At 61.6% G+C, this 13,376-nt stretch carries 12 protein-coding genes; 11 read left to right on the forward strand and 1 reads right to left on the reverse strand.

Annotated features, from left to right (window positions below; translation table 11 throughout):
• The first annotated feature begins 198 nt into the window (after nt 1-198).
• From E5162_RS04325 to E5162_RS04350, 6 genes are all read left to right on the forward strand, one after another.
• A complete protein-coding gene (locus E5162_RS04325; RefSeq protein ID WP_135943704.1) occupies nt 199-2,124 on the forward strand; it encodes a copper resistance system multicopper oxidase in 1,926 nt (641 codons plus the stop codon).
• Nucleotides 2,124-2,903: a copper resistance protein B gene (locus E5162_RS04330; RefSeq protein ID WP_135943705.1), complete on the forward strand. Its 780-nt coding sequence runs from the start codon at nt 2,124-2,126 to the stop codon at nt 2,901-2,903. Before E5162_RS04325 ends, E5162_RS04330 begins: the two co-directional genes overlap by 1 nt.
• 14 nt (nt 2,904-2,917) lie before the next feature.
• Nucleotides 2,918-4,138: a permease gene (locus E5162_RS04335; protein WP_135943706.1), complete on the forward strand. Its 1,221-nt coding sequence runs from the start codon at nt 2,918-2,920 to the stop codon at nt 4,136-4,138.
• A 19-nt stretch (nt 4,139-4,157) separates the two neighbouring features.
• Nucleotides 4,158-4,619: a hypothetical protein gene (locus E5162_RS04340; RefSeq protein WP_135943707.1), complete on the forward strand. Its 462-nt coding sequence runs from the start codon at nt 4,158-4,160 to the stop codon at nt 4,617-4,619.
• Nucleotides 4,620-4,799: 180 nt separating this feature from the next.
• Nucleotides 4,800-6,326, forward strand: coding sequence for a peptidoglycan-binding protein (locus E5162_RS04345; protein ID WP_206751032.1), 1,527 nt, complete (start codon nt 4,800-4,802; stop codon nt 6,324-6,326).
• The gene (locus E5162_RS04350) at nt 6,313-7,149 is read left to right on the forward strand and encodes a hypothetical protein (RefSeq protein ID WP_135943708.1); all 837 of its coding nucleotides are present in this window, start codon (nt 6,313-6,315) and stop codon (nt 7,147-7,149) included. The genes E5162_RS04345 and E5162_RS04350 overlap by 14 nt, the downstream gene beginning before the upstream one ends.
• A gap of 87 nt (nt 7,150-7,236) precedes the next feature.
• On the opposite strand, the gene E5162_RS04355 is transcribed toward E5162_RS04350, so the two are convergent.
• A complete protein-coding gene (locus tag E5162_RS04355; RefSeq protein ID WP_135943709.1) occupies nt 7,237-7,896 on the reverse strand; it encodes a hypothetical protein in 660 nt (219 codons plus the stop codon).
• Between the two features lie 135 nt (nt 7,897-8,031).
• Between E5162_RS04355 and E5162_RS04360 the strand changes: the two genes are divergently transcribed.
• From E5162_RS04360 to E5162_RS04380, 5 genes are all read left to right on the forward strand, one after another.
• On the forward strand, nt 8,032-8,706 hold the full coding sequence (locus tag E5162_RS04360; RefSeq protein WP_135943710.1) for a fumarylacetoacetate hydrolase family protein: 675 nt from the start codon (nt 8,032-8,034) through the stop codon (nt 8,704-8,706).
• A 92-nt stretch (nt 8,707-8,798) separates the two neighbouring features.
• Nucleotides 8,799-10,625 carry a M2 family metallopeptidase gene (locus E5162_RS04365; protein ID WP_135943711.1) on the forward strand — a complete coding sequence of 609 codons (1,827 nt, stop codon included), beginning with the start codon at nt 8,799-8,801 and terminating at the stop codon, nt 10,623-10,625.
• A gap of 131 nt (nt 10,626-10,756) precedes the next feature.
• Complete coding sequence (locus tag E5162_RS04370) at nt 10,757-11,605, forward strand: tryptophan 2,3-dioxygenase (RefSeq protein ID WP_135943712.1); 849 nt, start codon at nt 10,757-10,759, stop codon at nt 11,603-11,605.
• A 13-nt stretch (nt 11,606-11,618) separates the two neighbouring features.
• Nucleotides 11,619-11,885 carry an Lrp/AsnC ligand binding domain-containing protein gene (locus E5162_RS04375; protein WP_135943713.1) on the forward strand — a complete coding sequence of 89 codons (267 nt, stop codon included), beginning with the start codon at nt 11,619-11,621 and terminating at the stop codon, nt 11,883-11,885.
• Nucleotides 11,886-13,268 carry an L-serine ammonia-lyase gene (locus tag E5162_RS04380; protein WP_135943714.1) on the forward strand — a complete coding sequence of 461 codons (1,383 nt, stop codon included), beginning with the start codon at nt 11,886-11,888 and terminating at the stop codon, nt 13,266-13,268.
• Nucleotides 13,269-13,376: the final 108 nt, after the last annotated feature.

Genomic DNA, 13,376 nt, shown 5'->3' on the forward strand with positions numbered 1-13,376 from the left:
TCACCATCCTGTTCAGGCGGGTTCACCCTCTCACGTCGACCCGATTCCATCGCCGCCGCGGATGCGACGGCTTTCACCGGTCGGTTTGCACGTCAAAAGTCTCGATTGAGTTGAAGGCTTCGCGCGCTCCGGATTTTCCAATCCGGCAGAGCGGAGTGTGCATATCCCTGCTCTTCAACCTGTTCGGGACCTATTCCGATGCTCAACCGACGTCACTTTCTAAGCCGGGCAAGCGCCCTCTCCGGCCTTGCCGCGACAAGCGCCCTAACCCCGGCATGGGCCCGCAGCGCTGCCGCGCTCGGCACGGGTGTCCTGCCCTCTCTGTCCGGGACCGATTTCGACCTCACGGTCGGGCGGACACCCTTCTCAGTGGACGGTCGTGCAAGTTCGGCGATCACCGTAAACGGGACGGTCCCCGCCCCGCTTCTGCGGTGGCGCGAGGGGGACGAGGTTAGGCTGCGCGTTCACAACACGCTGGACATGGCGACGTCCATTCACTGGCACGGCATACTGCTGCCGTTTGAAATGGATGGAGTGCCCGGCGTGAGTTTCCCGGGCATCGCCCCGGGCGAGACCTTCACCTACCGCTTCCCCTTAAGGCAGAGCGGCACTTACTGGTATCACAGCCATTCTGGCCTCCAGGAGCAGGTTGGCCACTACGGACCGATCATCATCGACCCGGCCGGATCCGATCCGGTCGGCTATGACCGCGAATACGTCATGGTCCTGGGTGACTGGACGTTCATGGACCCGCACCGCCTGTTTGCAGAGCTGAAGAAGAACGGTCACAGCCTCAATTACAACCAGCGCACGCTCGGCGATTTCTTCGCCGATGCCCGGGAAGACGGCCTGGGCGCAGCGCTGGGCGATCGACGCATGTGGGGCGCAATGCGCATGACGGCGACCGATATCGCGGACGTGACCGGAGAGACCTACGCCTATTTGATCAACGGGCTTGGCCCCGACGATAACTGGACCGGTCTGTTTCGACCCGGAGAGCGGATTCGTCTGCGCATCATCAATGCCGCGGCCATGACGATCTTCAACGTCCGCATTCCCGGTCTGCCGATGACCGTGGTCCAGTCGGACGGGCTGAACGTCCAGCCGATCGAAACCGATGAGTTCCAGATCGGGGTTGCCGAAACCTATGACGTGGTCGTCACCCCTGCCGAGGACCGGGCCTACACGTTCGTGGCTGAATCCATCGACCGGTCCGGGATGGCCCGCGCCACACTCGCGCCGCGGCCGGGCATGGAGGGTGAAGTGCCCGCGCTGCGCGACCGCCCGCTCCTCACCATGGCCGACATGGGCATGGCGCACGGGCATGGGAACCATAACTCAGAGACACCGGAGGAGATGGCCCCGGATAGCGTGGAGAGCAGCCATGCCGGATCGCATGCAGCCATGGATCATGGCGGAGGCCATCGAGGCCATGCCGGCATGGATTCGATGGGCTCAGAAGCAGGCCACGCCATGGCCGGTCATGGTGCCGCGAACGCGAGCCCTTCGTCGTCGACAACCGTGCACGACCACCCCACGGGCCCAGGTGTGGCAAACACGGCCACGATGCCGGTCAGCCGTCTGGATGAGCCGGGTATCGGGCTGGAGGAAGTGCCCCACCGTACGTTGCGCTACAGCCAGCTTCGAAGCCTGGCACCCACAGCGGACCATCGCGAGCCAGGGCGCGAAATAGAGCTCCATCTGACCAGCAACATGGAACGCTACATGTGGTCCTTCGACGGGGTCCGGTTTTCGGAAGTCGTGGACCCCATCGTGTTCCACGAAGGCGAACGCGTGCGGCTCACAATGGTCAACGACACCATGATGCCCCACCCCATCCACCTGCATGGCATGTTCTTCGATCTGGTGCTGCCTGGGTCAACGGGAGGCCACGAGGCGCGGCACTGGCCGCGCAAGCACACGGTCATCGTCAAACCGGGCGAACGCCTGTCAGTCGATGTCACAGCAGACGAGGTCGGCGACTGGGCCTTTCACTGCCACCTGCTCTACCACATGCATGCGGGCATGATGCAGGTCGTCTCTGTGCGTCCGGATCCGGGCGATGCCAATCCGTCCCATCATTCGATGCATGGCGATCACACCATGACCGGGGAGGACATGTAATGCGAGTGTTTGCGAGCCTGTCTCTTGTCTCGGGACTTCTGGTGTCTTCGCCGGCTTTGGCGCAGGGCACGTGGAACGCGGCCGACGCCTACTATGACGCCGAGCGCATGGATGAGGTGCGTGCGGTAGTTCAGCAGAGCCATGGAGGAATGCGTCATCTCTATCTTGAGGCCGACCGTCTGGAATACCGGTCCGGGAGCGGCGAAGAAGCCCTCTTGTGGGATACACAGGCCTGGTATGGCGGCGATCTCAACCGCCTCTGGCTGAAGAGTGAAGGCGAATACAATCTCGACCATTCCGAGTTTGAAGAGGCCGAGATTCAAGCGCTCTACAGCCGGGCAGTGACCAGTTTCTTCGATCTCCAGGCCGGCATCCGTCAGGACCTCGAGCCGGGCAACACGACCTACGCGGTGGTCGGTATCCAGGGCCTCGCCCCCTACTGGCTGGAGCTGGATGCGGCCGCGTTTCTAAGTGAGGACGGCGACCTCACAGGCCGTGTGGAAGTTGAATACGAACTGCTGATTACGCAACGTCTCGTCTTGCAGCCTCGTGCTGAGCTGGAGTGGGCGCTGGAGGACAATCCGTCCCGCGAAACCGGAGCGGGCCTCACCGAAGGCTCGGTTGGTGCCAGGCTGAGATATGAACTCAAACGCGAAGTTGCCCCTTATGTCGGTGTGAGCTGGTCGGGCCGGCTCGGTGAAACGGCCGATCTGGCCCGGCTTCGTGGAGAAGACCCGGATTCGCTTTCTCTGGTGGCAGGCATCCGGCTCTGGTTCTAATCGGAGGCGACCATATGAGCGGCGATTTTCTGGCGAGTTGGCACGAGGCGGCCCGCACAAGTCTCGGCCTGTTCTGGATGGCGTTCTGGGCTTTCGGACTGGGCTATCTCATCTCGTCGATGATTCAGGTCTTCGTGACCCGCGAGCGAATGCAGAAGAGCATGGGTGAGAGCGGGCCGCGCAGCGTTGCACTGGGCAGTCTCTTCGGCTTTATCTCCAGCTCTTGCTCTTTCGCAGCCCTGGCCACGACCCGCTCCCTGTTCACTAAGGGGGCAGGCCTGGTGCCTGCCCTCGCCTTCCTTCTGGCCTCGACCAATCTTGTCGTTGAACTCGGCATCGTGATTGCGGTCTTCCTCAGCTGGCAGTTCGTGGTTGGCGAGTATGCCGGCGGAATTCTGCTCATCCTGCTGATGTGGCTGGTTGTACGGCTCACCTACCCCAAAGCGCTGGTGGACGGCGCTCGCGAGCATGCCGGGCAAGAAGAAAACGACGAAGATTCGGACGAGCCTGAAGACTGGAAGTCCCTGATCGCCAGTGTCGAGGGCTGGCGGCGTGTCGCAACGCGCTACTTCATGGAATGGAAGATGGTCTGGAAGGACGTCACGGTCGGGTTCACCGTTGCAGGTGCAATCGCGGCCTTCGTCCCTCGGCGCTTCTTTGAAACCCTGTTTGTCGGGTCGGGAAGCGAAGACCCTACGTTTTGGCAGGTCGCGCTACAGGCATTGATCGGCCCGGTCGCGGCTTTTTTTACCTTCATTGGTTCCATGGGCAATATCCCGCTTGCGGCAGTCCTCTACTCGAACGGGGTCAGCTTTGCCGGGATTATGGCGTTTATATTCTCTGATCTGGTCGTCTTCCCGGTACTTCGCATTCAGGCGAAATACTATGGATGGAAGATGGCTTTCTACATCCTCGGCGTGTTTCTTCTCGTGCTCGTCGCCACAGCGCTCGTCATGCACTACGCATTTGCCGGACTTGGGATCCTGCCTGACACAAGCTCGGCGCAGAGTGTGACCGACCGCGAATTTTTCGCCCTGGACTATACGCTCATGTTCAATCTCGCCTTCCTCGCCATGAGTGCGGTCTTTGTCGCGTGGAAGGTGCGCGCGAGCGGGTTCAGCTTTGCGCTCAGCGCCGACTGGAGTGAGCGCGTGCTGCTCGCATTGGCGGTGATCGCCTTCGTCTGGCTGGGCGCCGGCCTCTCATTGCCGCTGTTCATGGCGCATCCTGGGTAAAGAAGGACGGAGACTGGCCATGCGATCGTCGCGGCAGCGCATCTTCCTCGATGCGATGATGATGCAGGAGCCGGCCTGGCCGATCGTAAAGCGTATCGAATCACGATTTCGCGACGCGATCACGCTGAACGTGGGCCCCGGCGTCTGGGAGGAAATTAGCCACCCCCGGGTGCCGCGCTTTGTGCGCGATCGCGCTGAGCCCCTCACCCTCCCAGTCGACGCTGGCGCACATCCTGCGATCGAATCGCTCACCGCTGAGCTTGGGGCAGTCCTTCGTGGCGATGCAGCCCGGTCCTTTCGACACGAAAAGGATGCGCGCAACCTGGCTGAAGCCGCCGTCCTGGGCGGCATCCGCTTTCTGACAGAGGACCGGCATCTGCTGCGGCACACAGCCGAAATCGGCTCGCTGTCAGGGCTCGAGGTTGTGGATGCCGAGACCTTCCTGACCAGGCTGGAGGCTGGCCCGCGACCCGCCTCATAAATGAGGCAGAAAATATTTTTTCGTCACGATTGAACCAAACTGGTTAAGATGCGTTAACCTTACCCGGAGTCTCGGTAGGGGGTTATTGTTTTGGCCGGACGCACTCAACGGCGCAGTTCCGACGCAAAAGCGTTCAGCGGACGCGTTACCGGATGGTTTGCGGCCATCGCCGGGGTCGCTTTGCTTTCTGGCTGCGACCTTGTGGAGCGCCGCGGCGAAGCCGTCTACGAGGCTTGTCTCTACGATTCTCAATATTCCCACAGCTCTCTGGCTTGCGAATGCTACGTGGACGAGGTGTCCAAGTCGCTCACGCGGGATGACTGGAGCCGATACGACGCGATGGCGAGCCGCGGATACTATGCCGACAGCGAGCGCTTGCAGACGATGTTTGATGGGTCGCGCTATGGGATATTCGAAAGCGCAGCGCGCCGCTGCGGCCTAAACCTCTTCGCCCCCGAACGCGTGATCGTAGAAGGAGCGGACTTCGGAGAGAGCCCAGTCGGCTTCGATCGCGGCTACGCGGACTATCCCGGCGGACCCGGCGGCGGTGTTTTCGACGGATTTCCCGGCGTGCAAGAACGCCGGTGGGGGCGCCGCGATGGTTTTCCCGTCGAGCCCTGGAGCTACCACATCGAGGAAGATTCTCTGTTCCCGGTGTGTGTCTACGGCCTGGATCGGCGTGAGCGTTGTCTCTCACGCGAGGAAGCAGCCCGGCTCTACAATGACGGTGCGCGTTACTGGCTGCTGCGCGGGGATGCCGAACTCGCCACGCTGGATCTGACGCGCTCGACGCGCAGCAACGATATTCGTGTTCCGCGCCGCGATCCCAACGCGCCGCCCACGCGCCGCTATTACGAATACGACACGCTTTCAGCACGCCGGGCGATGGAATACTGGAATTACTCCATCGATTGGGGCCGCCCCTTCGGCGCCCAGTCGGCTCTGATGGCTCAGCGCCGGCTGCAGGCTCACATGGTGCAGTGTGAATCCTCGACCGACGGACTCAGCCTGCAACGCATCTCGCGCACGGGCCCGGGTGTCTCCGGCGACGTGATCAGCCTGCAATTGCGCCAGGCCGCCCTCGCCTCCCTTGGCTATTATTCTGCGGATGTCGATGGGCATTACGGTCCGGCTACACGCGACGCGGTTCGCGGATTTCAGCGCGAACTGGGCTATGACGAGACGGGAACGCTGACGCCGCGCCAAACGACCTTGCTGATCTGCCATGCGGCTCAGACCGCACGCGACCCCCATCTCCAGAATGCGCTTGGCATCATGTACGCGACCGGGCTTGGCGTCGCCCGCAACGCCGACCTTTCCCTTGAGTGGTTCGAGACGGCCGCGCGCCGAAACGATGCGGACGCATACTTCAACCTGGCCATCGTGTTCGGAACCGGCGCAGTGCTCGGCAGCTATCGTCTCTGCGGAATAGTTGAAAACCCGGAGCGCGCTGACGCCTACCTGCGCGATGCGGCCTCGCTCGGTCACCCGGTCGCTCTTCGGTGGCGCAGTCACCCCGAGTTCCGCCGACAACCAAGCGCTGAAGCCCGTTGGATTCTTATATCTAACCGCCTCGAGCAGGCTGCGGCGGAAAGTGATAGCGACTTTTACCTAGACTGGCGCAGCCAGATCGACGTCGACCGGTTCGACAGAGCCTCGCTGTCCTGCCTCGATCCGGAAACAGGAGTTACCCATGCCCAATACTAAAGCCCGCGTGGCCGCGCTGTCCGGTTCGAAGCTGGCATGGCTCGCCGTTCTCGCCGCATCGAGCATCGTACTGAACGGCTGTGCCAGCGGATATCACCACGCCGATGGAAGCCGCGTACACGAACACTATGCCGAGCCCGGAGTTGTCCCCGCTGCGGACGAGTTCTCGGTTGAGGCGGCCCAGCGCATCTGCTCCATCGACGCGCTTACCACCGCTCGTGACGAGATGCGGACGGTGATCCGGAATGTGGCGTTCGAAGATTATGATGACGATTTCTTCTACGACGAGCCGAACCAGTCGCGCACGACGAGCGAACGTATCGAGAGCCGGTCAGCGGTTACCGCTCGCCCGTATGGACCGCAGACCGAGGCGGTCGAACTCGTACGCAGCTTCGAGACCGATCTGGATGCCGCGTACCGGTTTGCGACTTCATCGTGCCAAGCCTACGCGATGTGTATGCATCAGCAGGCCTATGAAGAGTATGCGTGTAACGAATCCCGTCTCCAGTGGCGCGAATCTCAGGTGAACTTCAATCGCCTCTCCGAGAGACTGGCCGAAATTCGCCTGGAGATCAGCCAGACCTGCGCGGATTGCCGCTTTCGGGTCCCGGGCCCTCACCATCGCCCCTATGGAGGTGGAGCTTACGGTCCCGGCTACGGGGGGCATGGCGCGTATGACCGCGGATATTGCCGCGACGGCTATTGTGGCACCCATTCGTCATACCATCAGCCCGACTGCGACAACATCCTAGGGGACGTTTTCACGACGAGCACCTGCAACTACCCCCGGCCGCGCACGCGTCCCTATTATCCGCGCTACTAGGCGTCAGGCCGATCGTTAAAATGACATGAGAAAAGGGAGCAAGGGCCCCCTTTTTTACCCGCATCCGACTGAGATCCCGCGTCGTTTCTAGATGTCGGCGGCAGGCGGCATCGCTTCAAGGGCCGTCTCACAACGCTGATTGTCGATGCGACGCTCGCGTGGATAGAATTGAGCGCAGCCTGTCTCAATCTGCCAGATTTCAGCGTCCTGCCAAGGCCAGCGCGTGACCTGTTTTACCGTCAGACGCGTCTCACCAGGGTCCTCACGCGAAACATTCATGACCCAGCCATGCCCGTATTGATCGGACGCCATTCGGGCCCCAAGGAGCCGGCTTGGCGCGACAAATTCAAGGGCAACCGGCCTCTGATCAAGTCTGGCACTGTCCAGGTCTTCACTATCGGCATCGACATGAATGACGCGGTGATCCGCACAATAACTCAAGGCCTGCGCGTCCACCCAGATCGAGCGGGTGCTTACCTGATCGCGCAGCCAAGGCCATCGTGTGCCGGCGACGATCTCGACGCCTTCGACATAGCCGGAATCATCGACTGAGATCTGGTGAATAAAACCGTCATGCCCTGGCCACGACAGGCGCGCATTCAAGGCCTGATCGAGCTCAATGGTCTCCAGCGCAAGGCGGCTCTCATCTATTGCTCCGGCACGCGGAGCGGTCATCGCGAGCCCTGATGCCAAGACGCCGAGTCCTGTCGATCCAATTGCGGCCAGTTCGAAAAATGCGGTCTGCATGCAGCCTCCCTCTTTGTTTTAGGAAAGGCGCCATGATGGTTTCGTGTTCCAAACTTGTTCGATCAAGCTCAGCCAAGGTGTGTCGGGAGGTCGCGAGTCTGCTAGACCAGACCGACAACCAGCGCGGAGTCGCCCATGTCTGTTTTCGTCGTGCCCGTTCCGGAACCTGTTGTCATCGCCTGCGAGGACGGCAAGAGCTTTCCGGTCCGGCGGATCTACTGCGTAGGACGCAATTATGCCGAGCACGCGCGGGAAATGGGGGCTGACCCCGACCGGGAACCGCCTTTCTTCTTTACCAAGCCGCGAGATGCGGCCGTGACGTCGCGTGAAGTGCGCTATCCGACGGCCACGAAGAATCTTCACTTCGAAGCAGAGCTCGTTCTCGCAATCGGTAAGGGGGGGCATGCGATCAGCGCGAGCAGCGCGGCCGGCCATATCTATGGCTGCGCAGCCGGCGTGGATCTGACCCGGCGCGATCTGCAGGCGGAAGCCAAGAAATCGGGACGGCCCTGGGATACCGCCAAAGGCTTCGATCAGTCTGCGCCGATCGGCCGTATCAGCCCCGGCCTCCCGGACATGGACGGCTTCATCCAGCTCCGCGTAAACGGCGATGTGCGGCAGCGCGCAAGGCTGAGCGACATGATCTGGTCTCCCGCAGAGGTGATCGCACACCTGTCGCGACTGTTCGAGCTGGCACCGGGCGACCTGATTTTCACCGGTACGCCGGCCGGAGTCGGACCGATCGAACCGGGAGACCGCGTGGATATGGAGATTGAAGGGCTGCCACCACTCTCCTTCGAGCTGATCTGAGGGCGGTGCAATTGACGCGGGTGCGTCGAAGCGCTTCTCTCTTTCCATCCTTCCTGCACGCGGAACCGTGCCAAAATATGAGGGGAATACTCATGAGATCGATCTGGCTTTCAGGGACGGCCGTTGCCGCCCTTTCACTGGCGAGCATCAACGGCGCAGCCTGGGCCCAGCAGGCAGAGTCACAAGACGCGCGTGCGACCGTCGAAGACGCGCGCGCCTTCCTCTCCGACGCTGAGGCTGAACTGGCTGAAATGTCAGAATACGCGGGCCGTGTTTTCTGGGTGCAGAACACCAACATCACCTATGACACGAACTGGCTGGCCAGCCGTGTGGGCTCGGAGAGCACCCAGCTCGCAGTCCGGCTGGCGACCGAGGCTGCCCGCTTCGATGGCGCCGAGCTCCCTGACGACCTGCAGCGCAAGATCGATATCCTGCGCGCCGGCATCACGATCCCCTCCCCGAACGACTCCGAGGTGGCAGACGAACTCGCCGAGATCACGACGCGCCTGGACTCCACCTATGCCACCGGGACCTATGAGATCGATGGCGAGACGCTCGACCTGGGCGAGCTGTCGAATATCATCGAGACCAGCCGCGATCCCGAAGCGTTGCGCGAAGCCTGGGAAGGCTGGCGGACGATCTCGACACCGATGGCGGCCGACTATGCTCGTATGGTGGAGATCGCCAATCAGGGGGCCCGCGACCTCGGATTCGAGAACCTGGCCGAGATGTGGCTGTCGAACTACGACATGCCCGCCGACGAGATGGAAGCGGAGGTCGCACGCCTTTGGGGACAGGTCGAGCCGCTTTACGAAGAGCTTCACTGTTATGTTCGCGCTGAGCTCAACGAGGAATATGGCGACGAGGTTCAACCGGCCAACGGACCAATCCGCGCCGACCTGCTGGGCAATATGTGGTCGCAGAGCTGGGCGAATATCTATCCGATCGTCGCACCTGAGGGCGATGCCGACCCGGGCTACGACCTGACCCAGATCCTGCAGGAACGTGAATATGACGCCCAGAGGATGGTGGAGACCGGTGAGAATTTCTTCTCCTCCCTCGGCTTTGAAGAGCTCCCCGAGACATTCTGGGAGCGCTCGATGATCGTCCAGCCGGACGACCGGGATGTCGTCTGCCACGCCTCGGCCTGGAACGTGGACAATGTCGACGATATCCGCATCAAGATGTGCACGGAAATCAACGCGGAAGACTTCAGAACGGTGCACCACGAACTCGGTCACAACTATTATCAGCGGGCCTATAACGGGCAGGATTTCCTGTTCCGCAACGGGGCCCACGACGGATTCCATGAGGCGATCGGCGACTTCATTGCCCTGTCGATCACGCCGGAATACCTGCAACAGCTCGAGCTGATCGAGCAGGTTCCCTCGGCCGATGCCGATCTGGGTCTCCTTCTCGATACCGCGCTCGACAAGATCGCTTTCCTGCCGTTTGCGTTGACCGTGGACCAGTGGCGCTGGAGCGTCCTTCGCGGCGATATCACACCGGATGGCTATAATCAGGGATGGTGGGACTTGCGCACCGCCAATCAGGGCATCGTGCCGCCGGGTCCTCGGCCGGACGATGCCTTCGATCCCGGCGCGAAATACCACATCCCCGGCAATACTCCGTACCTGCGCTATTTCCTGTCTTACATCCTGCAGTTCCAGTTTCATGAAGCGGCCTGCGAGATGATCGGCTGGGAAGGCCCGCTGCACCGCTGCTCGGTCTATGGCAACGAGGAGGTCGGAGAGCGATTCAACGCGATGATGGAGATGGGTCAGAGCCAACCTTGGCCGGAGGCATTGGAAGCCTTCGCTGGCACGCGTGAGATGGATGGCTCCGCGATCATCTCCTACTTTGAACCGCTGATGAGCTATCTGGATGAACAGAACCAAGGCCGGGAGTGCGGCTGGTAGCCCACAGGTCTTCGGTAGTTGAACAAAGGGGCGGCTCTGCTGAACGGAGCCGCCCTTTTTGTGCACAGGCGAGCGATCTTGCCCTGAACCGGTCGTACGGATAGACCGCAAGTCGTGCAGAGGACGCTTTCATGAACGACTCGTTCAAAACATCGGTCGACCTGAGCGACGAGGACATTCACTGGTCCCCGGAAGACGGGCTCTCTTACGGAAGCTATCTCCAGCTCGACAGGATTCTGTCGGCCCAGTTGCCGCTGAGCGAAGAGCATGACGAGCTCATGTTTATCGTCATCCACCAGGCCAGCGAACTGTGGCTGAAGTTGTGCCTGCACGAGCTGGATGCGGCGATCGCACGTGTGGCCGACGGCGACACGCGGCCTGCGATGAAGATGCTCGCCCGCATCGCGCGCATTCAGGAGAACCTGACCCAGTCCTGGTCAGTGCTGGCGACGATGACTCCATCCGACTACCTCTCCTTTCGTGACAAGCTTGGCCAGAGCAGCGGCTTCCAGTCGGCCCAGTACCGCGCTTTCGAATACCGGCTTGGCAACAAGAACCCTGCGCTCGCGCGCGTGTTCGAGAATGAGAGCGACGCATCCGCACTCGTTGAACGCGCCCTCGCCGCGCCCAGCCTCTATGACGAGACATTGCGCTTTGCGGTGCGTCAGGGCATGACACTGCCTCGCTCGGTCACGCACCGCGAATGGCGCGAGCCCTACGAACCCAGCGAGGCCGTGGAGGCAATGTGGCGCGAGGTTTATCTGGATACCTCACGCTGGTGGGAGCTTTACGAGTTCGCCGAAAAGCTGGTCGATCTTGAACAAAAGTTCCAGCAATGGCGCTTCAATCATATGAAGACTGTGGAACGCATCATCGGGTTCCGGCGTGGGACCGGAGGATCAGGGGGCGTCAGCTACCTGGTCAAGGCTCTGGAGATCCGCCTCTTTCCCGAGTTGTGGACCGTTCGAACCCAACTTTGAGGAGGCCCGGGCCTTGCGTCAGTTCTTTATCTTCATCAAGTGCGAGCTTGGCCGTACGTATGAAGTCGCGGCCGAGATCGTCGATAGCCTGGCAGAGACGCGCCAGGTCCACTCTGTTTCGGGCGCATACGATCTGCTCGCGCAGTTCGCCGTCGAGAAGGAGGCCGATATCGGCCGCTTCGTGAACACGAAGGTTCAAACGATTTCCGGGATCAAGGACACACAGACGCTGATCTGCTTCAACGCGTTCACCTCCGACAAAGGACTTGGCGAAGCCTAGATGCATTTTGGTGTTTTCGACCTGTTCAAGATCGGCGTGGGTCCGTCGAGTTCTCATACTGTCGGTCCGATGAAGGCTGCGCGCCTGTTTCTGGAACGCGTCGACGAGGAAGGCCGCCTGGACGCGATATCGCGCCTGCGGGTGGAAGCGTATGGATCGCTTGCTCTGACCGGGTCCGGGCACGCCACGGACAAGGCCATGATGTGGGGGCTGGAAGGAATCGCCCCGGAGGAGGCGAATCCTGACCGGATGCCCGCCATGATCGAGCGGATCCGAGAGGAGAAGACCCTCAACCTGCTGGGCCGAAAATCGATTGCCTTCGATCCCGAGGCCGACCTGGCGATGAAAGGTGAAACCCGCCTCCCCTTTCACTCAAATGCCATGAAATTCATTGCACTCGACGAAGCAGGCGATGTTGTCCGCGAAGAGGTCTGGTATTCGATCGGCGGCGGATTTGTCATTGACGAGGCCGAGGCCGGGCGCAATTCGGCGGCCGAGGCGCTCAAGGGCGAACCCTTCCCGTTCGATAGCTGCGAAGAGCTGCTGGAGATCTGCGACCGCGAGAACAAGTCGATCCCTGACGTCATGATGGCCAATGAAACGGCGTTCCGCGACGAGGCGGAGGTGCGCGCCCAGATCGAGTCTGTGTTTGGCGCGATGGAAGATTGCATCGAGCGAGGGACCCGCATCGAAGGCGAGCTGCCAGGCGGACTGAAGGTGAAACGCCGCGCGCCGGGGATGCGCAAGCGTCTGATGGCCGATGCGGCGCGGGCCGAGAGCGATCCGCTTGCCGCGATGGAATGGGTCAATCTGTGGGCCATGGCGGTCAACGAGGAAAACGCGGCCGGCGGCAAGGTGGTCACCGCCCCGACGAATGGCGCAGCGGGGATTATCCCGGCTGTGGCGCGGTATTTTGACCGGCACTACAGGCGCAGCGAGGACCCCGATGCGCTCGTGCGCTTTTTCCTGACCGCCGCGGCCGTCGGGGCGCTCTACAAGAAGAACGCGTCGATCTCCGGTGCCGAGGCCGGATGCCAGGGCGAAGTCGGTGTCGCCTGCTCGATGGCGGCAGGCGGACTGGCGGCCGCGCTGGGCGGAACGAACCGGCAGATCGAAAATGCGGCCGAGATCGGCATGGAGCACAATCTGGGCCTGACCTGTGACCCCGTCGGCGGCCTGGTCCAGATTCCCTGTATCGAGCGCAACGCCATCGGTGCGATCAAGGCGATCAACGCGGCCCGGCTCGCCATGGTGGGGTCGGCCGAATACAAGGTGCGCCTCGACCAGGTGATCGCGACCATGCACCAGACCGGCCTCGACATGGCCGACAAGTACAAGGAAACGAGTACGGGCGGTCTGGCCGTCAACGTGCCGATGTGCTGACCGCCTGAGATTCCGGTCTCCGGCGAGACAACGACTCCTACTACTATCACGACTATCACGCGGCCGCGGACAAGAGCGTGGAGGCGTGCCGGGCCTCAGCGATGAGAC

It is taken from the genome of Marinicauda pacifica (genome assembly GCF_004793635.1).
Classification (GTDB): Bacteria; Pseudomonadota; Alphaproteobacteria; order Caulobacterales; family Maricaulaceae; genus Marinicauda; species Marinicauda pacifica.